Source organism: Longibacter salinarum (genome assembly GCF_002554795.1).
GTDB lineage: Bacteria > Bacteroidota > Rhodothermia > Rhodothermales > Salinibacteraceae > Longibacter > Longibacter salinarum.
Genome location: NZ_PDEQ01000001.1, coordinates 625,270 through 651,179 on the forward strand (window position 1 = coordinate 625,270; position 25,910 = coordinate 651,179).

Here is a 25,910-nt window from a genome sequence, read left to right on the forward strand (position 1 = left end):
ATGGGATGAATCGAGGGGGAGGTCCGTACTACGAGAGCACGAAACTGAAGGAACGGCTGGCCTCGCTTAGCTGAACAGGGATGGCCTGTCCGGCGTGGTTGATACGAACGACACCCTGCAATTGGACCAGAATTTGGTCCTTCGGGCGTGCGTCGCGCAACTCACGCACGAGTCGCAGTTCGCTGCCGTTCGAGAGATTGAACGTGCCAACCTCTTGGCTCGCAGCAAGTCCCTTCCTGATAGAGACGCGGGCACGACGGATTTGGTAACGGGCATCCTGCGGGTAGCTGGACGCATACTCACGGTCGGGCTCGATTTCAAAGTCGAGCACGGGACGTGCCTTCGAAAAGGCGTCGCCGCTGGTGAGTTGTTTGCCCGTGGCATCGAGAACCTTGATCTCCGGTCGAGGCGGATCGATAACAGCAAACTCTTTCGATCCCAAGAAGACATCATCTTCTTCTTCGCTGGCCAAGAAGGCCCGGACAGACACAGACTGCCCAGACGGGCTCAGGCGTAGCTGACGCCCTTCCTGCATGTTTCCGTTGGCCTCCAGCTTCAGCGGCTGGTTCTCAAGACCCGGAACGTCGATCCGGATCTGGTTCAGCGTCTGCCGATAGAGCGATTGCGTCGCCACACTCGTGGCAACGAGCTCGGGTCGGCGCACGGTGAAGGAACCACGGACCTCTGTTTCGGCCGTCTCCTTGTTCACCTGCTGATATTCCATCACCGCGGTGTAATTGATCTTCTTTACGTCCTCATCTTCCGCCAGGAGGCTACCTGTCGGCATTTGAAGAGACGTGTCGCCCATGACGGTCATCCGCCCATCGGGCGCCTTCAATGTCACTTTGCTTGCAGCGGTAAGGTATGCTCGAGCTGTGTAGGGCTGTCCGAGAACGATGTTCTCATCCCCTACGACGACCGGCTTCACTTCCTTGACCGCGAAGGTCGTCTCATCCAGATCAAACGTACTGAAAGAGTACAGGAGGATCGGCAGGTACAGCGCCAGCATCACCTGGTACCGCAGCTGTTTAATATCCGAATTTTCTCCAGCCATAGGTTACTTCACCGTTTGCTTATTTTCGGAGACGCCGTTTGCGGCTTGCGGATTATTGAACTGGCGGAAGCGGCTCAGCATGGTGTCCAGATCATTGCGCATCTCCTGAACAGCAGATCCCGCATTCTCCATTTCACCGCCAAGGGCGTTCATCCCGCGACCGAGGCGCTCTGCGTCCTCTGCGAGATCACCACTGGCCACCTCGCTCAACTTCGAGCGCATGTCTTGCACGGCGACGCGTGCACGCTTCATCTCCCCGACCATGTCGTGGATTTCACCGCCGAACTGCTTGATCTCTTTTCCAAGCGCGCCCATCATGACGTTCAGGTCGTCATTGACCTTCTTCTCAATCATCTTCCGGGCCGAGGCGGTGACGGGCGTACCGGGATCCGATGAACCAGCAGCTGCCATTTGTTGTGCTTCTTCATCGGAGGACGGCGTGTCCATGATGAAGGCTTGTCCCAGTTCGAGGCAGCCCATGACAACGAAGGCAGCGGCCTCACCAATGAAGCCGAGCTGCATAAACAGCTCCCAGTTCGGATATTTTAGAATTTTAAAGAACACCCCGAGGATGGCGAGGGCACCAAAGATTCCGATAAAGAATCCGAGGACCTTCGTAATCCTCGCAAGGATGGCTTCTGATCGTTTTGTGGCCATAGCGATTTAACGTGCTATAACAATTAAGGCGAGAACGGAGGAGTTAAAGTGGGGAACGAATGGCACGCACTACGCAAGGCGAACGCACACCGCTGTTCCCGAGTCAATGTTAGGCGTAAGGCGCGGTGCCGCTAGAACAACCCGCCACCTTGCTGTGGCTGTTGCTGTGGAGGTTGCTGCGGCTGCTGGGCCGGCGGTTGCTGCTGACCCTGCGGAGGCTGACCTTGCTGCGGAGGCTGACCCTGAGCCGGCGGTTGCTGGCCCTGTGGTGGCTGCCCCTGCTGCGGTACACCCTGTTGACTGTTGGGAGAAGGAATGCGTTGCGCGCCACCGTTGGATTGGTCGCGGCTCACACCTTCGATCTGGCTGATATCTGCTGCACATCGTACGCCAATTCGAGGGGAGGCATCTGCCTTATCCTGGAAATCACGGAAGCCAACACCGATCCGAAATGCGTTGGAACTCCATGATCCGCCTCGAATGACGTGGCGTGTTTCAGTCTCGTCGCGGTGAACTGGATCGAGGTCAGAAAGCTGACTGTATGTAGGCGTGTATGCGTCCTCAACCCACTCTGCTACGTTTCCTGACATGTCGTGGAGCCCCCAACGACTCGGCGGATAGGATCCAACGGGGGCCGTAAAGGCATAACCGTCGGCGGCCTGACCCTGTCGACCCGGGTTGAAGTTCGCGAGCCAACGGCCGAACCCATCCTGGGGTGAGAAACCAGCCCACGGGTAAATTCCACCCACGCGACCACTCCGAGCGGCGTATTCCCACTCGGCCTCGGTCGGCAAACGTTTACCGGCGTACTGACAGTATTCGCTAGCTTCCTCCCATGTGATGGCTACGACCGGGTAGTCGTCGTACGTCGAGCCGTAGAAGTAGGTCGACCAGTCGGCCCGGCTTGCGCTCTCACGCCAGGCGGACGAGTCGGGGAGTAGGTCGTCGCGACGATTAGACTGATTGAGGAATTCGCGGTACTCCGCGTTCGTAACCTCGAATCGGTCCATGTAAAAGGAACTCACGGTGATGCGACGACGACCCGCGTTTTGTATGTCAAATGGATCTTCGTCGGTAAGTCCCATAATGAAGGTTCCGTCGGGAAGACGCACCATGTCACCGTCCTCGGAAACAACGACCTCTCCGGAGATCGGTGGTACGCCGGGATCGTCGAACGCAGCGTCGTTCGGGCCCGAAATCATCAACGGCTCATTGGTCTTGATGGAATCCCGGTCCGGACGCTCGAAAGCGGAGGGCGGACCTCCCTGCGTAAGTTGCGTCGGATCCTGGAACGGACTCTGAACGGCCCCACCCCGCTCACCGAAGTTCTGCTGACGTGCGAAGCCTTCCGACTCACCCGGTTCGCGCGGCTCTCGCGGCTCTCGCTCTCTACGATCTTTCTGATCTACCGGCGTTGCCCCGGGCTCGGCGCGGGCGATCCGTTCGAGTTTATAGACAAGGCCGAGCGACGGCATTAGACCGGCAACGATCTCCGGGGTGTCCGTTTGCGAAATATCCTCACGCTCGACGTATCCCCAACGACCAGACACCTCGAGGGAGATTGCGATATTGCGCTGGACACCATATTCCAATCCCACACCAACGGGAATCATCCCTTTCTCATCGTTAACGCCACGAGAGAAATATCGTCCGTATCCGGCAAAAAGATACGGGTTAATGTTGGCGTCAACCCCGAGTGGATGCAATTGAAGAATCGCTTCGAGGGACAAAAGGTCTTGGTACGTGAGTCCAGCGCGGAGACGCCCGTAGTTGGCGTAGTCAAACTGGACACCACCACCGACTGCCGGAGTAGTACCACTAATGGAGCTCAGCTCCGTGTCTTCCGCAACCAGCGCTCCCCCCTGTAGGAAAAGGCGCTGCGCATTGGCTTCCGACACGCTGCCCACGAGAATGAACAGCAGGGTAGCGGCGATGAATCGTTTCATCGACATAAGTATGGTCTCGCGTGGGGTAAGTGAAGAAGTGCGTGCAGCGGGGATATTGTGCAGCGGGGATATTGTGCAGCGGGGATATTGTGCAGCGGATTAGTACTCGTTGAGGTTAAACCGATAACCGACGGTAATAAAGCCGAGCAGATCCACTGGACCCGCCCCCGTGATGCCAGAGTGACCATCGAGGAAGTCCGTCGTTGAAACCCGGGCACCGATCCGGACCTTGTCCGAGACCAGGACGCCACCAACGATCGACCCTACAACACGCGTTCCAAGTTCTTTGAACTCGGAGTCGGGACTCGGGTCTTGTGCAGGAAAACCGGTGTACGTCGGGCTGATCACAAACATGGGTCCCCCGCCGAGAAAAACACGGAGCAGGTCCTGCTTGATGTACGGCAGTTCGTAGCTACCGGTAAACTCGAGCGAGATCAGATTATTGGTAAACTCCAAGTTTCGAATATTCTGCCCGGAGATTCGATCATATGACACCTGTGCTCCGATACCGAACTGTTCGTACTCGCCAAACCGCTTGTCAACCCCAACAACCACGTCCAGTTGTGCACCACCAAGATGCTTCAGGATATTGTCGTTCGGATTAGAGTCAAGATCACCTTGATACGTATTGATCCCGACCCCAACGTAGACGCCACTAATAAACGGCTGGTTGACAGGCTGAGGCGGTGCCTCTTGTTCCTGACTGTTCTGCCCGTAGGCAGGACGGCCGCGATTCCCTCTCGGATTAACTTGTGCATACACCTCCGAGAGAAGACTCGTCCCTAGCAAAAATACCAGGCACAGGGTCCCTACGCGAGTCAGCGTGGAGTCAAACATGAATGTCGTCGGTAATGGGTGACTAACGGGTGCGCGACCGGCGCCCGACTCATCTATCATCGGGAACGCGCCGGGGTGAACCGAACGGTAAACTAAACTACGTCGCAGGTCAGCAAGTGACAAATGTGGATCTCATGCGTTTGATTAATTTACCCTCCCTACCACGAAATTGCGACCTTCTTGCACATCGGAGGGCAACTACAGCGGCACTATAAATAATCTCTTGGCTGAGCGCGGTCGACGGTACAGGAGCAACGTCGGCGTTTGAACAAAGAATCTCAAGCAGAAGATTAAAATGGAGGACACGCACGACGAAGATGAACACAACAATCGTGCAAAAAGGTTACACCCAAAAAAGATGCCGCGTAACCATCTCCCACACAATCCGTCCCCTCTATTCACATAAGACCTTCTTATGGACGTGAGCAACCGCTGCTCATTTGTGTGACGGCAGCGAATATTGGCCTGCAAATGTACTAAACCGTCTCATAGCAGTCACGTCATTGTTTACCTTTCATACGATTCGCAAAATGTATCAAGTTCCATCTCCATATAGCTGCTAGCGCACGTGCGCGCCGGAATGCATTGGATGTCGCTGATGACGATGTTCTTTCTGGACCAGCCATCCATGTCTTTTCCTCATTCAACGTGGGCAGACGTGCAGTCCACACTGACCCATCGGCTATCCGTGCCACCAATCTCGATCCAATGCCCGATATTGAACCGCTTCGGACACGTGGCGGGCGTCGATCTCGGTAGCTTCTTCTAAATCTGCAATGGTCCGTGCAACTTTCAGGATGCGCGTATACGCCCGAGCACTTAGGCCGAGACGTTCGATAGCGGATTTCAGCAATGTGCGTCCCGAATCATCGACAAAACAGTGCTCCTCCACGAGACGGCTCCCGATTTGCGCATTGCAATGAACGAGATCATCTGAGTACCGGACGTCTTGAATCGTCCGCGCGCGCTCCACCCGGTCCCGAACCGTAGAAGAAGAGTCACCGTCCCGTGGTCCATCCATTTCGTCAAATGAGACCGGAGCGACCTCTACGTGTAGATCAATGCGATCCATGAGAGGCCCACTCAATTTCGATAGGTACCGTTGGACCTGAGCGGGTGCACATACGCATTCTCTCTGAGGGTCCGTCAGATGCCCACAAGGGCATGGATTCATGCTTGCGATCAGCATAAAGCGAGCCGGGTATGTTACGGTCGACCGAGCTCGGCTAATCGTGATTTCTCCTTCTTCAATTGGCTGCCGCATCACCTCCAGCACGCGGCGCTTAAACTCGGGCAACTCGTCCAGAAACAAAACACCGTTGTGCGCGAGCGAGATTTCCCCTGGCTTTGGGTGCGCCCCTCCCCCACAGAGACCTGCATCGGAAATTGTATGATGCGGAGAGCGGAACGGCCGCGTGCCCACGATTCCGTTCCCTGCATCTAAGCGGCCGGCCACGGAGTGGATCTTCGTCGTCTCAAGAGCCTCGGCCCGGGACAACTGTGGCAGGATCGTCGGCATTCGGCGAGCGAGCATGGTCTTACCAGACCCCGGCGGCCCCACGAGCAGAGCATTGTGTCCTCCAGCAGCAGCGACTTCCAGGGCACGTTTCGCATTCTCCTGCCCTCTCACATCTCGAAAATCGAGGATTCCGACCGATTCGTGACGCTCATCCTTACGACCCGAACCGTCATATGGCGCTGGCGCTTCGATTGATGATTCTGACGACAGGACATTCACGGCATCGCGCAGGCGACGGATGGGATACACGACGATATTCTCAACCACCGCCGCCTCTGGTGCATTCGCTGCCGGGACCAAAACGCCATCGCATCCATGGTCGCGCGCTTCGATCGTCATGGGCAATACCCCGCGAACGGGACGCACGCTCCCATCGAGTGACAACTCCCCCATGATCCAGTTTCTTGCTACAGCCTCCTCCGGAACCCGGTCTGTCGCTGCCGCAATCAGGCTGATCGCCAGCGGCAGGTCGAAAGCCGCACTATCCTTCGGGACATCCGCGGGGGCAAGGTTAATCGTGATACGCCCACGTGGCGCCTCAAGATTTTCGTTTTTCAGCGCAGCCCAGATGCGGTCGAGGCTTTCGCGTACGGCCCCCTTCGGAAGACCGACGACGGTGTACTCGTGAATACCGGACGCTACATTTGTCTCAACCTCGATAGGCAAAGCATCAACACCGTGTGTCGCGCTACTCCAGACGCGGATAAACATGTCAGTTCAGCGTGTGTCATAAAGAGACGATACCGTGTGTCTCTTAAGACACATCTAATATGACTTCCATAACGCCGTCCCCGACACGGTGGCTATGCAACCAAAAGATTCTTGCCCACGACTCGCATACTTACTCCGACGAACCGATACGCAGACGTGCAATAACAGACAAAGGGTCGGTCAAAACTTCCATTCAGTGCAAATCTTACTCGTTCCTGGTGCGAATCGACCCGAACATCCGATCGCGGATTCGCACGAAAGCAGTCGCAAGATTTACAGTAGGGTATGCCCCCCTGATGCCTGGTTACCTATCTTCGCCTATTTCTTCGAGCACAGGAATCTCCTCCTCATCGTCGTCCTGTGTCGAGTCTTGCGAGAGTGTAGATGTCGGAATCCCAGAAAAAAAGTGCTCAAGCTCGTCGTGCTGGGCCTTTGCGTCGTGATAACCGATATCCATCAGTCGGTCGATGTAGTCGGGCAGAAAGAGCAGTACGCTCATCCAGTCTGGACTCCGCGTTTCGCTCGCACCAAGGCCACTCGTCAGAAAGCGGACAGACGCGGGCAACTGATCTTTGTACTCATACGCAAGCTGTGCGAGATCGACAGACGGGCGCAAGCGCAAGAGCTGAATTTCACGCATGCCCATCCGTCGGTGTCGGGGCAGTTCATTCACCAGCCGATTGACCCGCTCTAACGTGTAGGCATCTTGGTCAAGCGTATCGGCAAAGATCGCGTTCATAAGGAGACCGATAATCTGTGCCGTCGGTGGATACCCGATCACTGAGGGCGCATCCGCCTCGGCTCGGCTTCGCGGGTAGTGGTTCGAAATCGCCAGAATTCGATCGGCCCCAAGGTGCACGGCCGGCGCAAGCGGCGCTGAAAGCCGAATTCCTCCATCCCCGTACCAGGAGTCTCCGATTTGGACGGCCGGAAAAACAAGCGGCAGTGAGGTGGATGCCATCACGTGATCGACCGTCAGCTCCGCATGGATGCTGATTCGATTCGGGCGCTCCCACACATCGAAGTCTTGCCCCTGCACCCACGTGACGGTCTGCCCCGTCGTATAGTTTGTCGTGATAACAGCGGCTGCTCGTAGTCTCCCCTGGCGCAAATTTTCGCTCACACCATCGAGAATCCCTTCATTCGCTCCCAGCTTCTCGCTCAGGAAATGCCACAGCGGCGTCGTGTCCAGGAGCCCGTGCTGACGCCGGATCGCTTCTGGACTGACGCTGGCGCTTTCGGGCTTGTCTCGCTGATTCCACAGCAGGCTCCACAATATGCTGAGGCCGGACTCCACCTCGAACACGTCCTCCACATCCAGGTCTCGCCAGGAATCTTCTAACCGCTCAGCCGCTTCATCGAGCGGGCCCACGTGGTTCGCAATCTGTGCGGTGTTGATGGCGCCTGCGGAGATGCCGGTTAGAACCGGAAAGTTTACACCAGGAAATGCCTCAGAGATGTACCGAAGAACACCCGCCTGAAATGCAGATCGCGCTCCGCCCCCGCTCAACATCAGAGCCAACGTAGGCGTCACAGGTGGCGGATAGAAAAAGTCTTTGATCTGGCGGAAAAGAGGATTCACGTTGTGTGCTCAATAACGGAGTTCGTAAAACAGGTCGGTCGCATCGTTTCTCGATAACCGCTTCAGAACCTGTTTGGCGGACAGCCTTCAACTTCCCAAAGGGTCAGACCTCCCAACGGTCGGTCCTCGCTATACTCGCAACAAGCTTTACTCGTAACAATAGGCGTGATTGAATTCACGTACTGTATCTTCTGCGTCCGTGCCAAACGATCACCGTCGCGTCTGCGAACAGACTTGAACGTTCGCACTTATTTTTCGGCGATCCATTCGCCTCACAGGTTGTCAAAGTGTAACGGTCAAGACGGAGGAACGCGAACGGTCAATCCTACGTGATCTGATGTACCAAATGCATCCGCTGACGTGCCACGACTCTACATGAACGTTCTTTTCATTTTTCTGGATGGTGTTGGCATCGGGCCACCAACGCTGAACAATCCCCTAGCGGCGCATACATGGCCCGCACTCGAACGATTGGCCAGCGACCAATCGTGGACGGCTCCTCTGCGCTCCGTTCACACGAAGCAGCACGTCGTAAAACCGATCGATGCAACACTGGGCGTAGAGGGCTTGCCCCAAAGCGGTACGGGACAGGCAACTCTGTTTACGGGCGTAAACTGTGCCGAACGTGTTGGACGCCACTTCGGCCCCTTCCCCCACTCTGCTACACACGATGTGTTGAGGAAGCTGAATATTTTCCAGCGAATGGAGTCTGAGGTTGACCCAATAGACAATCAGTCAAGCGCTTCGACCTTTGCTAACGCGTACCCGGAGCGGTTCTTTGAATGGGTAAACGGGCGTGGTCGCTGGACCGTGACGACCTTTTCGGCGATAGAAACCGGTCTAGATCTTCGAGGGACGAACGAACTCCAAACCGGTGATGCGGTCGCAGCAAACATTTCCGGATCTGGGTGGCCCGACCCCACAGCCAATATCGCTCCGATCACAGCTACGCAGGCTGCAGACAACCTGGTACGCCTTCACCGAAAGCATCGCCTAACCTTGTTCGAGTACTATTTGACAGACAAAGCTGGTCATGGGCGACTGGACGAGTCGGCTGAAAGCATTCTTGCCAACGTTAATGACTTTTTGTGGCGGGTACTCGACCGGCTCGACCCCGCAAAGGAATGCCTCGTCATCACGAGTGATCACGGCAATATCGAGGATCTGAGTCAAAAGCAGCACACGCGTTATCCCGTACCATTCATCGCACTGGGGCGTGGTGCACATGCATTTGAGAACGTCCAGTCCCTCACGGATGTGACCCCCGCCATCCTCCGACTTTTCGCAACGGAGACGGCGTAATCTCGTGCTCCGCATCGCCCTTACATCCGGCGATTCTACGAAGGTCAGATCTCGACGCCGCCCTCAGCATCCGCACGAAGTAGCAGATCTCGGGTGACATCGTCAATGGAGCTGCAACCGGTGAGGCCCAGCGTCAGATCGAGATCCGACAACAGGTTGAGCATCATCTCGCTAGCGCCATCTGCCCCCGCGATAGCAAGCCCGTGGCAGTAAGGACGTCCGACGAGGACGGCGCGAGCACCGAGTGCCAGAGCTTTCAGGATATCGCTTCCTCGACGAATCCCGCTATCGAAAAAGACCTCGATCTGGTCGCCCACGGCATCGGCAACCACGGGCAATGCATCGAGCGCGGCAATAGCTCCGTCCACCTGTCGCCCGCCATGGTTGGACACGATGATTCCGTCCACCCTGGCTTCCGCCGCTCGTTTGGCATCCTGCGGATCCAGAATGCCCTTGAGTACAATCGGCAGATCGGTGAGGTCGCGCAGCCACTGGAGGTCGTCCCAGGTCAGTGCCGGATTGGAGAACATGCTGGCGAAATACAGGATGGCCTGCGTGGGATTTTCCTCGGGCGGCTCGTCGAGCGCACGCCGAAAGGCTGGATCGCTGAAATAATTTCCGAGTCCCTCCCCTTCCAAAAATGGCAAATAGCCATTCTCAAGATCACGGTCACGCCATGAGAGAACCGTCGTATCCAGCGTAACCACGATGGCGCTGTACCCACTCGCTTCGGCTCGCTCGACCATGCTGGCCGTCACGTCGTCATTCTTGCCCCAGTATAACTGAAACCACCGTGCGCCATCCCCCTGCGCGTCCGCCACCTCTTCCATCGAGCGAGACGCGGCCGTGCTGAGGACCAGCGGTAGGTTCAGTGTCGATGCAGCTTCGGCGACGGCCACCTCAGCGGCCGGATGGATGATCGATAAGACACCGATCGGTGCGAACATCATTGGTGCACGGATCGTGGACCCCAACACCTGGACGTGCAGATCGCGATCCTCGACTCCTTGCAACATGCGAGGCCGTAACCTCCATCGCCTGAACGCGGCCCGGTTCGCAGACATCGTGTCTCCAGAGCCCGCCCCACCATCCAGGTACCCCCAGGCGCGGTCGTCGAGAACCTCACGCGCAGCGATGCGCAATCGATCGGGATCGACGGGGAGGTCGGGCGCCTTCCCCTGTAGCCCATTCATGTAGATCTCAATCTGCCGCTCCATTCCAACGGAGCTACTACTGACCCGGTCACTCATGGCGCTACTGTCGACTCGTCGAAGAGATGTTTCAGTGCGTGTCTCATCGTACCGCTGCGATGAGACTACGAACGTGTTCGGTGAAGTGTCTAAGAGCGTACTCCCCACGGCTTTTCGTACTACATGGCTCGAATGCGCACTGCACGTGGAGGCTCATACACGGTGTCTTCCCAGAGGATAATCTCCGCGCCCTCGTTTCCCGCCGGGACACATTCACCGGAGATGCGGTCAACGCGCACGGGTCGTCTCACGCGTACGTTTCGAACATCGACCGGAATTTTAGCGCCATCGGCAACGACCCGCTGAACTTCAGCTTCCCTTGCATCAGTAGCGTCATGGGAGAAACTTCACCATTGTTTACACGAAGCCAGTCCTCTGCGGCGACTGTCGCCGTCAGCGTCGGGACTTCCTGCTCTCCTTCAAGGATATCGAGATTCCCGTCCTGAATGACGAGCTGATACGTACCTCCTCCTTCTCCGGTAATGTCGAGTTGCACAACAGCATCCGTACCCTTTGCTTCCTCTGGCTTAAACCGTTCCGGATACGATGCGATGACTTCTGGGATGGATTCGAACGACATAAGAAGCGATGAGATGAACGACGGACGTAGTGAACGACATTCAGGCGAACGTTAGTTCGCGGCCTGGGAATTGGGCGTATCAAGCCGCCCCTCGACGAGTTCAGTTACAATCCGATCGGCCTCGTAGATATCGCGAAGGGCCTCAAGTATGCCCCGCGCGTCGACCGAAATAGCTCGTGCTTTTTCTGTCGTGTATAGAAACTCGTTCGGCAGAGCCTCGATGTTGCTGTCGAAGACCAGGCCGACAACCTCGAGATCCTTGTTCAATAGCGGGGATCCGGAGTTTCCGCCCGTGATGTCGTTGGTCGAGACGAGGTTGAGTGGCGTCTCCAAATCCAGGTCTTCCGGTCGATTCACCCAACGCTCAGGCAAACTCCAGTTGCGATCCCCATACGAGTAATAATGGTCATAGAGCCCGTAGAAGTTGGTGTAGGCGTGCGCACGCGTACCGTTATACTCGTAACTCGCCACGCGCCCATCCGCGATTCGCAGAGTAAATGTCGCATCTGGGGGAATGTCTCGCCCCACGACAGCGAAGCGCGCTCGCGCGAGACGACCGTTCAGCGTCTCCTCGCTTGCATTGAAGTCCGACATCTGCTGATTGATCGTAAAGAATAGCGGGGCGATCGCATCGATCAACTCAACCGCAGGATCATCGCTCGATAGAAAGGACTTGTCGAGGATCTGGACATATTTCGCCGAATCCATCAGCGCGCTGTTCTGAACCAGCGATTCAGCAATGTCTTCCGGGGTACGATCCGCCATGATTTTTCGGACGGTCGGATCATTCGCCCCAAACGCTGAGCGAATTTCCCGCAGCCGGGCTTCGATAAAGGGTTGCTCGACCTCCACCGGCCAGTCCTGAATCTCAAGTGCATCCTCGCGAATGCCCTCCAGGCGATCTGCCGCCGCCCCTCTCCGTTTGAGCGTATCGTAGAAGTATCCGTATACGGCGCGCGTGAGGATCCTGGAGCCGATCGAGGTGGCGCTAAACGCTGCGAAAGCGTTGTTCTTCTCTGCAGCCACTCGCTTGGAGCGCTGTAGCTGCTCAATCTCTTCCAGGACATCGCCATACTTCGTCTGAAGGGAGTCGACCGCCATAATCGAATCCTGCAGAGCCTTTTCCGCCTTCGCCCGTCGTGCGATGAGATACGGATCCCGCAGCCCCCGAAGCTGGCCTCGGTAGTTTTTGACCGAGTTATCAATCGAAAAGTACGTATTTCTCAAGCCGTACTCGTCTGCCTTTTCCGGATTCGCTTCAATGTAGGGCTCCAGAATCTTCGCGCGCGTCGCAAGCACGTCAAGCTGACCTGGAAGAGAGTGATCCCGGGTGAACTTCAGCTGCGAAACGGTCGAGAGCCGGCTTGTCGATCCCGGATTTCCAACGACGAAAACAGGATCGCCTTCGTTGCTGCCATCCACATCCCAGGAGAAATGCTGCTTCGGCGTTAGGGGCTCGCCGTTGTCGTTGTATACGCGGAAAAAGGTGACGTCGAGCGTATAGCGTGGATACGTAAAGTTGTCCGGTGCCCCCCCGAAGAAGCCGAGACTCAGCTCCGGCGCCATCACGAGGCGTACATCCTCGAATCGTTCGTAGGTATAGGCCGAATAGCGTGCTCCGCTGTAAAGCGACACAATCTCAACCGATAGATCCTCGTTGCGACGCTTGGCCGCCTGCGTCATCTCTTCCTGCATCTGCTGGATCTGCTGGTCTCGATTTCGCCCCCTCGTATCGTTGTCGGCCTGAAGTCGGCGATTCACCTTCTCGGTCACGTCCTCAATCTCGACCAACTGCTCGACGTAAAAGTCAGGCACCTTCCGCTCATCCGAAAGCGACGATGCGTAAAACCCATCGTCGAGCAACCCCTCCCCTTCCTTGCTGACCTGCGACACACTCTCGCGCCCGCAGTGATGGTTCGTCATCACCAATCCATGAGCAGAGACAAACGACGCCGAGCACCCTGGAATCCGTAGTGCTCCCAGCCGGGCTTTTCGAAACCACGCCTCGTCGGGGCGAAAATCGTACTCATTCTCGAAATAGTCGACAGGCGCGCTTTCGAACGTCCACATCTTACCGCGATCGAATCGCTGCGCCTTGACCGTATCGAACCCAGTCGGAATGACCGTCACGGGCTCGGGCTCCGGCGGTGGTGTTTCCGTCGACGGGGCCTCTTCGGTGACAGTCGCAACCGTCGCCGTTTCCCGAGAGGGACTACATCCAACAATCAGCGTCGCGGCCAGGAGAAGCGCGATACCGGAAAAGAAAAAACGTCGCATGGTGGGCATTGAACTGGAGAGCACAGAGTAAATACGTAGCAGCGGGTTTGGATCTACGGCATCGTGACCGGGCTGAAAGGCTAGAAATTACGGACCTTCGGGTGCGGCCGCCTCCGTTTTCACAAAGCCGCGACCGGTGACCTCGTGAACCAGACGGTCGGCATCGTAGATTTCATCGAGCGCCTCAAGCATCCCGCGGACATCCACGGAAACGGTGCGTGTGCCGCGCTCCGGCAGGAAGATAAAGTCTCCAGACAGGCTTTCGATGTTACCATCGAATGCAAGCCCAACGACCTTGAGCTGCTTGTTGAGAACGGGTGAGCCGGAATTTCCACCCGTAATGTCATTGGTCGACACCATGTTCATGGGTGTTGTCATGTCGAATGTGGCCGGCGGAGACTGCCAGCGTTCCGGTAGATCCCATTCGCTATCCGTCCCATGGGCGTGAAAGTGCTCAAACAGCCCGAAGAACGTGGTGTAGGCAGGTGCGCGGGTACCGTTGTACTCGTAATCGCGAACCACGCCATCCGCGAGACGGAGCGAAAAGGTAGCGTCCGGGGGCACGTCATGTCCGTATACTGCGAAGCGCGCCCGACCGAGTTGCTTTGCCAGGTCGGCTTGGCGGGATGACAGGCCGGCCCAGGCGCTCTGGAAATCGCGATACCGATCATACACTGCGCCCATGGCCGCCACCGCAGGGTCGTCTGCCGCGAGGGAACCAGACTGGATTGCCTGTGCTGCGGAGGTACTGTCAGACAGTACAGATTCAGACAAAATCTCGCGCGCTGCCTGCTCGGCAGATCGACCGCGAAGAATCTGTTCGACAGCAGGATCATCCGCACCGAAGTACCGCTGGAAGTCAGCAAGTCGTGCGGTCAGAAAGAGACGGTTCAGCGATGACGGCTGACTCGACCCGACGACCTGCTGGCGAAGCGACTCAAGTTGCTCGCCGCTCCCCCCGGCCGCCGAGCGATCGAGATACTGTTGGGCGGCAATGGCGCGACGGATCGTCGCAGACGAATACGATGGATTGGTTGCCAACCGGAACGCCTGATACGTCGGAGCCAGCTCACGCTTCTGCTCTTGGACACGAGCCATGCTGTCGAGGAGTCCACCGTACTGAGCCTGCAGCGAGGAGTCTGCCGCGAGGGCATCCGCAAAGTTTTGCTCTCCCTGATGGATTCGCGCCATGATGTAGCCGTCTCGTAGCGCCTCTACACGCCCTCGATACAACTTGGATGCGTTCTGCAAACCGAAAATGGAGTTTTTAACGGCTGAGGGCGCATCCGGCGTCTCCTCCACGTACTGCTGCAGCGCGGCAACACGCGTTTGCAAAAAGTGAAGCAGGGATGCATCTGTCACGTCGCGGCGAAACCTCAACTGGCTGAACGTTTCGAGCCTCAGCGTGCTCCCGGGATTCCCGACTACAAAGACTGCTTCGCCTGGGCGACTCCCCTCTGTGCTCCATTCGAAATGGACCTCCGGCTGGACGGGCTCCCCATCCTCATAAACCCGAAATATCGCCATGTCGAGCGCATACCGCGGATAGGTAAAGTTGTCGGTGTCTCCGCCGAAGTAGCCCAATTGGAGTTCTGGAACGAAAGCGAGCCGGACATCTTCGTAGCGGCGAAACGTGTACGCCGAATGGAGCGCCCCATCGTACAGCGGGATGATTTGGGTACGGTAGCCGGCCTCCCCTTGACTGACTTCTGCCGTGACCTCGTCTGCGATTTCAGAAAACACCTCCTCCCGCGCCGACTCACGCTCGGCATCAGTTTCGGCTGCATCGAGAGCACGATCGACTCGATCGCTGACATCGCGGATGTTGATGAGCTGTTCGGCGTAGAAGTTTGGCGCCTTGCGCTCCTGATCGACGGACTCCGCGTAGAAGCCGTCGGTAAGCAAATCCTCCCCTGCTCGCTCGACATCCACTGCATGGCTGCGCGCGCAGTGATGATTCGTCATGATCAACCCATTTTCCGAGACAAACGAGGCCGTGCACCCTGGAATGCGCAGAGCACCGAGGCGAGCCCGACGCAACCACTGTTGGTCGGGGCGAAACCCATACCGTTCTTCGAAATCATCGAGTGGCGGATGGTCAAACGTCCACATCCGACCGTCATCAAACCGTCCAGCCTCAACGGTATCCCGCTCGACCTCAGCACGAATCCGCTGGTCGAATACGTCGACGGATTGTGCTGTAGCCGTTAGTCCGGGCGCGACCAAGACAAAAAGGAGTGCCAGCAGAAGTCCGTTCCGGTAGGCGCGAAGCGATGAAACCATATCAGACGAGGCGTGGATGATGAATTTGAGCAAAGTGATGACCGCATCTTCGGGAAGACACTGCGCACCGAAACGCTAGAGTCGGTCCGGTGTTGCGCGATCGTAGCATTCAACATCGATTGGTGTGCCTATCTGCAGCCATCCTCTGAATTGACCACCTCGTTTATTACTGCGTTTCGTGGTGAAATGATCAACTCTGCACCGCGTCGGTCCGTGACCGGAACCCGAAGGATAGTGAAACGATATTGAGTGCTGCGCTGCCGGGACGGTCGTCTCTGTGGCACTCCCGCGACGCGAAAGTGGCGGAATTGGCAGACGCGCTAGATTTAGGATCTAGTGGGGTTAAACCCGTGGGGGTTCGAGTCCCCCCTTTCGCACCATGACGTATATATCAACGCCTCAAGCAGCCGGGATCGGATCTGCCTGAGGCGTTTTTTCTTTTCCTCTCTCTTTCTTGCGCACGTCCCGGCTCTCTTGCCTCGTCGGACACATCCATAAAAAAGGAAGCCTCTTGCGGTAGAGGCTTCCTTTTTAAGTCGACTGAGAGTCGGCACCGAAATGTAGGACAATTCTGGCTACGCGGTCACCTCGCTGCTAAGAGAGGTCAGATCGACACGATCCTTCACTTTCTTATACACTTCCCAGTCCATAAGAACCGCGTACGGCTCGTTATTTTTCTGGATCAGGATGCCGTTCTTGGTTTTCCGAACATGGTCGATCAGTTCGGAAGTCTCTGCCCGAAGTTCAGTGATGGTCGCAATCGCGTCTACGCCTTCTGTGTGATACATGGGAGTCCCATTGTGTTTGTGTGCGTTCAGTGATCGGTTGCGTCCCGCACCGGTCGACAAACCCTGTGGGAAAGACTGCCGGCGTAGTAAGCGGAACCATGTTCGATTCCACGGTACAGGTTCGCGTAAATACCGTCATGTTGTAGACGCCATTCAGCACGCCTTGTTACGCAAAAGAATGGGCCGTTGAAATATTTTCATATGATTTGGGTCGATTTCATTAATGCACGCATTATCCCGATCTGGCGCACGTTAATGACTTTATATTCTGTAACAAGACGTTAAACCGCTCTTCAACGCGCCTCAACGGCTCTCAAGATTGACGGGCAAAGCGACACGAACATATTACTACTGCCGTATACAAGAATACATAATCCCCGACGCACTCTCCCTCGCCCAGGCCACTTGTGGGTGCGTGTGAAGGACCGATCGTCAGTTAACGAGCTCGTTGTATGTCGATGAATGAGACGGGTCGATCGATGTGAGAATGGAATAGGCCTCGCTGCTCATTCGAGAATCACGAAAGACAGCAGCAAACTCTTCAAACTTCGTCGCAAAGAAGACATCGAGAGCGTACGACCGCGACACGTCCTGTGTTAGTGATTGAAGCACTTCGAGTTGTGACATGATCGTTGTTCGCGCCTCTTCTGTGCTTTCGACGAAGCGATCGAGCCCGTCTAGATGATATGCGTAGCTCACCTCTCGGAGGCGGCGCAGGCGCGGCCGAAGCAACTCCGAGATGAGAGCGGTCCTTGTTTGGTCATTGCCGAGGGATTGCCACCCGGTAGCATTCGAGGTATTTGCCAGGTCTGCAATGCGGCGCGCCTCCCGGAAGTACGTCGTCCCTCCGAGCGGAGAAAAGGTGTCGTAATCGTACCCCAGAATGATGTAAGCATAGAAATCTAGAACGGACGTCAACGGATCAAATGTATTCGGTTCAAAGAGCAGAGATTGCCCGCGTGAAAACTCGAACGTCCACTGATCTTTAACGCGAAATGTTGGCGTCGTTTGGGCTGTATCATAAATGGGACGACGGGAAGCGACGACAAGTTGAGCGGTAAATTCCTGTATGCCCACCGTTCGCTCGACGAAGATCTGAAAGGTGCAGTCGATCCTCTCGTACGCGCGATATCGATCGTCCGTCCAGCGACGCTCGTTCAGATATTCGCGTATGCGCCCCTCAAGATCGCGCAGATAGTCATAGTCCGACCCAGACAGCTGTGAGATGTCGAGGTTCACAGAGCAGTTCAGTTCCTGAGCCCGGGCTTCGCGCGGAAGACATAAAGCAATCAAGATGAGCGCAAGTCCTAGCAGCACACGTCGACCGGCACGCCTGGTCTTGTCACGAGCGGATCTCCGCGCTCCGTATAGATCCACATTCAGAATCGACTTCGAAAGAAATGACACGTTGCTATAGCACTTCGGAGAAATAAGACGCTTCGTCGGCTCAAACCGTACCGGTAGATACGGGTTTCGCCCTCGCTCGTGATCAACCTCCTGAACATCAAACGACAACGTGCGAGGTCACCGTCCTCTACCGTACATCTAAACGAGTAGCGGAGGAATTTATTGTGTTACACTTTATTTATTATTATACTTATGTATGTATGAAATGATATTTATAGACCAATGTGATCGTTGTGGCTCGTACCCTTCTGCTCCTCCTCGTCGTATCAATTCCGTGTACCTCTCATGCTCAGACCGGGATGAGCCGGTTTGGCAGTGCGCGGTCTTCAGCCTTATCGCTCGCCACAACCGCAGATCGATTCGACACAGGAGCTCACATTAATCCTGCGGTCGCCGCGGAACGGACAGAGAGCGTTGTGACAGCTTTCGGTCGCCAACCGTTCGGTCTGGCTGAACTCAGACATGGGTCGCTCAGCGTACGCGTCCCTTTGCCTGTAGCTGTAATACATGCTGGCGCGGGTACATACGGCTTCGAAGCGTATCGAGAAACCTTCTTTTCCCTCGCCGCAGCTCGACGAGTATCTGTTGGCACATCTCGCTCCATGTCCGTCGGAATGGGGATGCGGTACCATCACGTGCACGTCGAAGAATATGAATCTGCACACGCTGTTGCGGTCCAGGCCGGTCTCGTGGTCCCCCTCCTGGCAACACTCACGATGGGTGCAACCGCCCGGAATCTGACCGGCGCGGATATCGCCGGTGGACCGCTGCCGCGATCACTCGCCGTCGGAGTGCACTACCGTCCCACGTCGTCAGTCAACGTTTACAGCGACGTGTACAAAGACGTTGCTTTCCCCTGGTCCCTTCGCGGCGGGATTGAGGTGTGGCCCGTGTCGATGTTTGCAGTCCGGGTCGGTGCAGCTCGCCACCCATCCCGGTTCTCGGTCGGCGTCGGCCTCGAGACGGGCCCTGTTTCTGTCGATATGTCTGCCGAGAGACATCCGGAACTGGGTTGGTCACCGGCCGCCGGGCTATCGGCCCGCTGGTAGCCACTGTCACGTCGCTCACACTCATGAACCGGTCCGCATTTGCTCACCATGCGATCATTCTACCTTAGCCTGGTGCTCGCCGTGTTTGCTATAGGACCCGCAGGCGCTCAGGTTACAGACTCTACAACTAGATACATTGATAGATGGGTTGATGAAGCCGATATCTCCGAAGGAGGCGGAGAACGCACAACGGAGCACATCGAGAATCTGCGGGCCCGACCGCTAGACATCAATACGGCCACCCGCTCGGACGTTGCCAGTCTACCGGAAGTCACGCTACTTCTAGCCGGCCGAATCGTGCGGTACCGCCGAACACATGGTGCATTCTCGTCCCCACTCGACATTACTCAGGTCGAAGGGGTTGACACCGGACTGTACCGGCGAGTCCGACCGTTCATCACCTGCTCGGTGGCGTCTCCGACGGCTGAATCGCACACGCCGGACAAAACGCAGCCGTGGTCGCAGGCGCTTAAACACCTCGAACTACGCGCCTCGTACCGCTGGAAACGCCGGCTCGACCTGGGCCGCGGATACCAGACTGATACAACGCGAACCACCTTCGTTGGCGGTCCTGTCCGGCATGTGACACGACTCGATGTCCGGCTCGGCGATCGCCTCCGAGCCGCATCCGCGCTCGACAAAGACTCAGGGGAGGCATGGAGGTGGAGTCCAAATACAGGGGCACCCGGTTTTGACCATATATCCGGCACTCTTGCACTTGATCATCTTGGTCCGCTGGATGCCCTTATCGTCGGCGATTACACCGTCTCCGCGGGACACGGCGTAGCCGTATGGAGAGGAATGTCATTCGGTAAGGGTAGAGATCCCTTTGGAGGCGTCCTTCGGTCCGGGCGGGGTATCGCCCCGTTTGCTTCGACAGAAGAGAATCGATTCTTCCGAGGCATCGCACTTCAAGTGGCCACGGCTCATCGGGAAAACCGTACCGGTTCGTGGCGCCCAGACGTATCATTTTCGCCATTCGTCTCCCGTCGTCGCCTCGACGCCAGTCGCGCTCTCTCCCCAGAGGGTGATCCTGGCTGGTCGACGCTCACGGCCGGCGGTCTCCACCGGACACGCTCTGAAATTGCCACCCGCGATGCCGTCCGAGAGACAGTCGGTGGAGCGATGATAGAAATCTCACGAGGGCGATGGATGATCGGTGGGGTGGCATTGACGTCGGAACTGGACGAGAGCCCGCTACCACCGGACCGGCCGGACGAAGCATTCGACGCAACCCATCGGCGCACAGCGGTAGGATCAGTGTACGCCACGATCGACGCGGGACCATCCGTTCTCACTGGCGAAGTTGCGCGTGGTCCCTCCGGCAGCACAGCTGCCGTGGCTGGATGGGCCTACGATGACGGCAAACGAGTTGAAGTTCTCGCACATGGCAGATATTACGACCGAGGATACGACAACCGCTACGCATCAGCGTTTTCAGAGACGTCTACACGAAATGAAATCGGACTCTACAGCGCTGTCCGGCTTCACGTACAGAAGTCATGGACCGTAGCGGGATACATTGATCAGTACCGCTTTCCCTGGCTCCGATACAACATACCGCGGCCCACGGATGGCCGAGACGTGCGCCTCGTCGTCGAACATGAACCGCGAGACTGGCTTTCGCACTACGTTGAGTTCCGCTCGGAGACCAAGGAACAGCGAGCGCAACCGAGCCTCGGCCGATCTCCTCTCGCTACGGAGACCGTCGCTCCAGAACTTCGGCAGAGCGTACGTTGGGACGCGACCTACAAGTGGTCGGAGAAATTGGAGTTCGGCACACGTATCGAAACCGTCCGCATGCGAACGGACCCGACACAGGACTGGCACCACGGCGTTTTACTTTTTCAGGAGGCGACGTGGCAGCCCGTATCTAGGCTCCAGCTGACCGGCAGGCTTACGTTGTTCGATACCGACGGATTCCAGGCGCGCGTATTTGCGTACGAGAGTGGACCCCGGTACGCATTTAGCGTGCCTGCCTTATTCGGCCGAGGCGAACGGTCTTATGTTCTCTTGCGAGTTGACCTCTTTGGCGGCGCATCTTTAGAGGCAAAGTATGGCGTCACGAGGTATGACGACCGACGACGCGTTGGATCTGGATTGGCTGAGGTTTCCAAAAATCGAGTCCGTGCGCTCGACGTGCAGCTTCACTGGACACTTCATTAACCCTGGAGACCCCTGTACGGGAACCAACCCAAGCAGCGGCTTTTACGGGCTTCATCGACCAGAATGAAGACAGAATATCGGAACTCTTCCACGTTCGTATCGTGATTTCGCCCGTTCGATTTCCGGGAAATGTTCATTGATACGGTGCGCGCTGTCGGTGAACGGAACCACGACAAGAAATTGTTTTGTTTGTATTGTAGATTGCAACGACGGGTTGACGCTTCCCTCACACTGGCGGCATACCGCGTCCGAACGGCCCAGTGATATCGCCCGACACGCTCGACTAGACTGCCCTCCGACCTGTACCATGAGTTCTACGCGTGCCCACATCCTTGCTGTAGAGGACAATTCCGAGACCCAGCTACTGCTGAAGCATCTGCTGAAAGGTTCGTTTGACGTATTTGTGGTGTCGGGCGTCGATGATGCTCTCCAAGCGGCAGATGAACGTGAATTCGACATCTTTCTTCTCGACATCAACCTGAGCGGTCAGCGTACAGGAACGGATCTTCTCCACCTGCTCCGGCAGAAGGATGCGGCGCAACGCGTTCCAGCCATTGCGCTGACGGCTTATGCAATGCCCGGCGATCGCGAAGATTTCCTGGATGCAGGTTTCGACCAGTACGTCAGCAAACCGTTCACGCGTGCCGACCTCACGGCTGCGATCGAATCCAGTCTTGAGCGAGCAGAGAACGCCGCATCGACCGGATGACCCACCGGGCTCTCGTCCGCTCTGCGCCGATTAGACAAAAAAAAGAACCGCTGACCTGATATCTTCAGATCAGCGGTTCCTTCTATTTTGACCCGTTACTACCGAAGTAATGGGCACACGAGAGGGTTGGTTGCCGGCGGGACCCGTAGCGCAGGCGTCAGTTTACGCACGTCGATTTGAGCGTGTCGCGACGACTAGACAGAAGGTCCCTCCACTCCTGTTCTTCCACGGGCTCTTCGCCCTTGAAGTATTCCCATTCGTCGACGTTGTCGTCGTCGACAATAACCTGGTTTGACATATGAGCAACGCGCTTCAAGACGGGCGAGGTGCCCATTTGATGCACATACGTGATCGTGCATTTACCATCCGGCGTCGTCTCTTTCACTGACAACCAGTTATCGCCGCAAACCTGGCAACTGTAAAATCGAGAGTCTTGCCCGTCTCCCAGAATGTCCGGTGCATCTTCCTCATCGAAGACGACCTGCATGGGTCGAAGGCTGTCGCAACCGCATGTCTTGCACTTCAGCTTATCCATAATAGAGGGTCGCTGTGTGCTGATTCGTGTTGAAGTGGTAGTACAACGAGGCGACGCCGAAAGTTCGTACATTCGCCGGCCGGGAACGTCTCCAGCGGGCGCTCAACGGGGCAAACTGCAAAGTTCATGACAGCTTTGTCCCCTCGATCGTGAAATCGTCGCACGCCACGCGCGCTACCGAAATACCGCAACCGCCTTCTCCTCTTCGATTTGGTAGGCAAGTCCGACGCGAAGATCAAGATCCGCCGTCGAGAACAACCGGATTCGGACGCCTAAACCACCCCCTACCGAGCTGACTCGTTGACGTCGAGCCGTGATATCTCGGACTCGGGTGAGGGTCGACGCAAATCCATACGAGTACACCGCCTTCACATACACAGGGAGGAGCAGCATCCCGTCGTCAACGAATAGTAGTGGATGCAGAACTTCGCTCTTGAACCGAATGAACGTACCGGACGGTAGCGTAAACTCCTCGTTTCCTCGCGGCAAGAATGCGCCAAGCCCGTACTCTGTCCCCTGGCGCTGCGATACAACGCCAACACTGAGCTGGACGCCCGTATTCCAACGCGATAGCACCGGTACAAAGCCCGACAGAATGCCGATTGCCCCCCGCTCGGCTGTGCGGTCCGTCCAGACGTCGTGTGTACTCGTCCCAAATAAAAGCATTCCGCTATTCGGAATCAGGTCGCGACGGTTCTGCTGCAGGCGATAACCCAGCGTCATTGTGGGCTCGACCGTCCACCTCCGCACTGACGGGCCGCCCGCAACACCGTCTTGCACGAGTTTCGTCCGCCGCCACTCGGTATCGAGGCCAAACGCCCCCACAGACTGGTAGACATTCGAAGCGAGAGAGACTGGTAAGTTGAGGCCGAGGCTAACGCCGGTTTCCTCAACGCGCGCATTTGAGGAGAGAATGGTCGGACGATGAAAGGCTGTGAGCGAGGGTCGAGGTAAGAAGCCGGCATACTGGATCGAGGCCTCCGTCCATACTGAGGCATCCTGGACCCATGCCTCGGCGCCATACGACCAGACCTGCAGCGGATCCGTCCCCTGAACACCAATCCCATACCCAACGGGCGACGCATCGGCGGCACTCAGCTCTTCTACCTGATCGATCTCTTCCACATCTTTGATGACAGGGTACACGACGCGCGGAGCCAGGTGCCGCGTTGGGCGATACGGGCGCGACTCCCCCCACGGAATGCCAGCGATGGGACGGGATTCGGTTCGAAGTGGCGGTCCCGACCACTCGTCAGCACTCAACTCCACTTTAGAGGTCGGGAGGTGATTCAGGTTCGCATCGAAATCTGCGGTGACCAGGTCGTAGCGTTCGTGTCGGTAGCGAATGTAGGCAAGCGTAGTCCCATCCGGTGATAGAGCCGGCTCCAGTGCGCCGTAAAGAGCATCCGTCTGCCGCGTCACATGACCCGTCTTCGTATCGAGGACGTACACGTTTGGCGTGTGCGTCGTGCTTACGCTCGCGGAAAGCTGGGTCGTCTGTCGAAACGGTGTCGCCGCGGAGACCAGCAGGTGCCGCCCATCCGGCCCCCAACTCACGTCGTACATGCGTTTCCCGGGAAGGGCAAAGAATGGCTGCAGATGAAGTAGCGAATCTGCCGGGGACGAACGTTCAAGCCGATAGATCCTGTGCGAACCGCTAACATTCGCAAGAACCGCGACCTCTCCGCTCTGCGGCGCCACCGCCATGTGGAGCACCCGAACGTTCTCATACTTCGTCCGACGAGCAAACGAGCCGTCTGGCCGCTGTTCGACGATGTGGGTGATTTGCCCGTCATTCCGGACGGCGAGAATGCGTCCATCCAGCGTCTCGACCGGGTCGCGCACACGGCGACGATGGGTGCGGGGTCCACGATCACCATCCTCCAGTGTCACGGGCTGAATTTCTGCCCGCTGCTGAATCTGCGAAAATGCGTCGGGGACGAACCGTGCCGTCCATACACGGGCCGTGTCCGGAGAAAGGGTGTAGTCGGTATCATCAATTACTGCCTGCGTCGCAATTCGGGATCGCTCCCCGGTTTCAGTGTTGATGCGGTATAGCCCCCGACGAAGGTTGTACCCAGTAACCATCGCAACAACGTCGGAATCGCTGATCCAGTAGGGTCTTCGGTGATTCAACCCGTTATCCGACGCAACAGTGTGCGGCTCGGGACGGTCCCGCGAAATAGCAGCGGCTTTCCTGTCCCCTTCCCCACGCAGGCGGTCTCGAATGTTGCCGGGACGCTCTCCCGTTCCGCTCCACAGCGCTACGCCGAAGCCGAGGAACGGAACGCGATTGTAGAACCCGACCGTAGGAGCGAACATTTCAGCCTCTCTCGTTCCGTCCTGGCGAGCGAGGTGGCTAAATGCGTGTGCTCCCCCCACGTAGTGTCGATTGAACGGTTGCGTATAGGCCGGCGCTTCGAGCATCTGGGTCAACGACCACGGATCATCCGATTCCATGGCGGCTCGATAATGCATCCGAAAGAGCGGCGCATTCAGCCGACCAGCCTCCGGATGAATGTTGCTTTCTCGATATACGGCGACACCTTCGACCCACCCGGACGGCGCCGACAGATTCAGCACTCTCTCAAGATCATTCCCCATCCATCCCAGAACGCGTCCGACTCCAAATCCCGCGCGGATGTCGCCATGCACGGCATGAACAAGTTCATGCGGCCCCACGACGCTCGTCCACGTATCAAAGCCGCCAATCAGGGCCGGTCTCTGAAGCGACGGCAGCTCGATTTCCGTCTTGAACGGAAAGGGTGTGACGAACCCATTCGAGAGATCGCTAAATGCGTTCAGCACAACCGGTAGCCGGAACCGTTGACGCTTAACAGGACCGGATGCGAGCGAGTCAGTCGGCGCGAGGGCATCGCGCAGCTCGGCCGCCACTCGCTTCGCCACCGGGTCGTAGCCCCGCTGATAAATCAACGTGAAGGGTCCAGAACGCCGGGATACGTACTCAACGGATGGTGGACGGTACGTCGTCGCATACTCGCGGGTCTGACCATGAACCTCCGTTGAGCCCCATGTCAACGTCCAGCAGACCACAATCATGCAAGAGGCAACGATTCGCCACGAAAAAGTCGTATTCATCTTGCGTTTTGTGCAGACATGCGAGCAGGGACGGCTCATTGAGGAGGACGATACGATTGGGGGCGCCGGGCTGTCATGGAAGCATGCGCTCGAACCGCTGTTCCGAGCTGCCTCCGGATCTCCCAAACCCTGCCGAACCCGTCTGGCGACTTGCAACGA

Annotated in this window: 18 protein-coding genes and 1 tRNA gene; 5 read left to right on the forward strand and 14 right to left on the reverse strand. The window is 57.0% G+C overall.

Annotated features, from left to right (window positions below):
- Window positions 1-28 precede the first annotated feature (28 nt).
- From CRI94_RS02545 to CRI94_RS02570, 6 genes are all read right to left on the reverse strand, one after another.
- Entirely contained in the window at window positions 29-1,054 is a 1,026-nt protein-coding gene (locus CRI94_RS02545) for a GldM family protein (RefSeq protein WP_098074078.1), read from the reverse strand.
- A 3-nt stretch (window positions 1,055-1,057) separates the two neighbouring features.
- Window positions 1,058-1,711, reverse strand: a complete 654-nt coding sequence (locus tag CRI94_RS02550) for a hypothetical protein (RefSeq protein WP_098074079.1) — start codon at window positions 1,709-1,711, stop codon at window positions 1,058-1,060.
- A 131-nt stretch (window positions 1,712-1,842) separates the two neighbouring features.
- Window positions 1,843-3,663: a formylglycine-generating enzyme family protein gene (locus tag CRI94_RS02555; RefSeq protein ID WP_098074080.1), complete on the reverse strand. Its 1,821-nt coding sequence runs from the start codon at window positions 3,661-3,663 to the stop codon at window positions 1,843-1,845.
- 93 nt (window positions 3,664-3,756) lie between these two features.
- Window positions 3,757-4,494 carry a hypothetical protein gene (locus CRI94_RS02560; RefSeq protein ID WP_098074081.1) on the reverse strand — a complete coding sequence of 246 codons (738 nt, stop codon included), beginning with the start codon at window positions 4,492-4,494 and terminating at the stop codon, window positions 3,757-3,759.
- A 682-nt stretch (window positions 4,495-5,176) separates the two neighbouring features.
- Window positions 5,177-6,724 (reverse strand): YifB family Mg chelatase-like AAA ATPase, encoded by a 1,548-nt coding sequence (locus CRI94_RS02565; RefSeq protein ID WP_098074082.1) that lies wholly within the window; start codon window positions 6,722-6,724, stop codon window positions 5,177-5,179.
- A gap of 304 nt (window positions 6,725-7,028) precedes the next feature.
- Complete coding sequence (locus tag CRI94_RS02570; RefSeq protein ID WP_218919343.1) at window positions 7,029-8,258, reverse strand: patatin-like phospholipase family protein; 1,230 nt, start codon at window positions 8,256-8,258, stop codon at window positions 7,029-7,031.
- 423 nt (window positions 8,259-8,681) lie between these two features.
- On the opposite strand from CRI94_RS02570, the gene CRI94_RS02575 reads away from it, so the two are divergent.
- Window positions 8,682-9,608: an alkaline phosphatase family protein gene (locus CRI94_RS02575; protein WP_098074083.1), complete on the forward strand. Its 927-nt coding sequence runs from the start codon at window positions 8,682-8,684 to the stop codon at window positions 9,606-9,608.
- 44 nt (window positions 9,609-9,652) lie between these two features.
- Here CRI94_RS02575 and CRI94_RS02580 read toward each other — a convergent pair whose 3' ends face one another.
- The 4 genes from CRI94_RS02580 to CRI94_RS02595 all read right to left on the reverse strand — a co-directional run bounded on the left by CRI94_RS02580 (window position 9,653) and on the right by CRI94_RS02595 (window position 15,998).
- A complete protein-coding gene (locus CRI94_RS02580; RefSeq protein ID WP_098074084.1) occupies window positions 9,653-10,858 on the reverse strand; it encodes a lactate 2-monooxygenase in 1,206 nt (401 codons plus the stop codon).
- A 247-nt stretch (window positions 10,859-11,105) separates the two neighbouring features.
- Window positions 11,106-11,438 (reverse strand): SCP2 sterol-binding domain-containing protein, encoded by a 333-nt coding sequence (locus tag CRI94_RS02585; protein WP_098074085.1) that lies wholly within the window; start codon window positions 11,436-11,438, stop codon window positions 11,106-11,108.
- A gap of 51 nt (window positions 11,439-11,489) precedes the next feature.
- Entirely contained in the window at window positions 11,490-13,715 is a 2,226-nt protein-coding gene (locus CRI94_RS02590) for a S46 family peptidase (RefSeq protein ID WP_098074086.1), read from the reverse strand.
- An 87-nt stretch (window positions 13,716-13,802) separates the two neighbouring features.
- Window positions 13,803-15,998, reverse strand: a complete 2,196-nt coding sequence (locus CRI94_RS02595; RefSeq protein ID WP_098074087.1) for a S46 family peptidase — start codon at window positions 15,996-15,998, stop codon at window positions 13,803-13,805.
- 293 nt (window positions 15,999-16,291) lie between these two features.
- Between CRI94_RS02595 and CRI94_RS02600 the strand changes: the two genes are divergently transcribed.
- A tRNA-Leu gene (locus CRI94_RS02600) sits at window positions 16,292-16,378 on the forward strand.
- A gap of 195 nt (window positions 16,379-16,573) precedes the next feature.
- Here the strand turns inward: CRI94_RS02600 and CRI94_RS02605 are convergent.
- The gene (locus tag CRI94_RS02605) at window positions 16,574-16,786 is read right to left on the reverse strand and encodes a type II toxin-antitoxin system Phd/YefM family antitoxin (protein ID WP_098074088.1); all 213 of its coding nucleotides are present in this window, start codon (window positions 16,784-16,786) and stop codon (window positions 16,574-16,576) included.
- Between the two features lie 432 nt (window positions 16,787-17,218).
- A complete protein-coding gene (gene porD / locus CRI94_RS02610) occupies window positions 17,219-18,103 on the reverse strand; it encodes a type IX secretion system protein PorD (protein WP_098074302.1) in 885 nt (294 codons plus the stop codon).
- A 692-nt stretch (window positions 18,104-18,795) separates the two neighbouring features.
- On the opposite strand from porD, the gene CRI94_RS02615 reads away from it, so the two are divergent.
- The 3 genes from CRI94_RS02615 (at window position 18,796) to CRI94_RS02625 (ending at window position 22,117) form a co-directional block, all read left to right on the forward strand.
- Window positions 18,796-19,242: a hypothetical protein gene (locus tag CRI94_RS02615; RefSeq protein ID WP_098074089.1), complete on the forward strand. Its 447-nt coding sequence runs from the start codon at window positions 18,796-18,798 to the stop codon at window positions 19,240-19,242.
- A gap of 48 nt (window positions 19,243-19,290) precedes the next feature.
- Window positions 19,291-21,408, forward strand: a complete 2,118-nt coding sequence (locus CRI94_RS02620) for a ComEA family DNA-binding protein (RefSeq protein ID WP_098074090.1) — start codon at window positions 19,291-19,293, stop codon at window positions 21,406-21,408.
- 307 nt (window positions 21,409-21,715) lie between these two features.
- Entirely contained in the window at window positions 21,716-22,117 is a 402-nt protein-coding gene (locus tag CRI94_RS02625) for a response regulator (protein ID WP_098074091.1), read from the forward strand.
- A 157-nt stretch (window positions 22,118-22,274) separates the two neighbouring features.
- On the opposite strand, the gene CRI94_RS02630 is transcribed toward CRI94_RS02625, so the two are convergent.
- Together CRI94_RS02630 and CRI94_RS02635 are read right to left on the reverse strand one after the other, a co-directional pair.
- A complete protein-coding gene (locus tag CRI94_RS02630) occupies window positions 22,275-22,652 on the reverse strand; it encodes a hypothetical protein (RefSeq protein WP_098074092.1) in 378 nt (125 codons plus the stop codon).
- A gap of 174 nt (window positions 22,653-22,826) precedes the next feature.
- Complete coding sequence (locus CRI94_RS02635; protein ID WP_179862120.1) at window positions 22,827-25,751, reverse strand: PD40 domain-containing protein; 2,925 nt, start codon at window positions 25,749-25,751, stop codon at window positions 22,827-22,829.
- Window positions 25,752-25,910 lie beyond the last annotated feature (159 nt).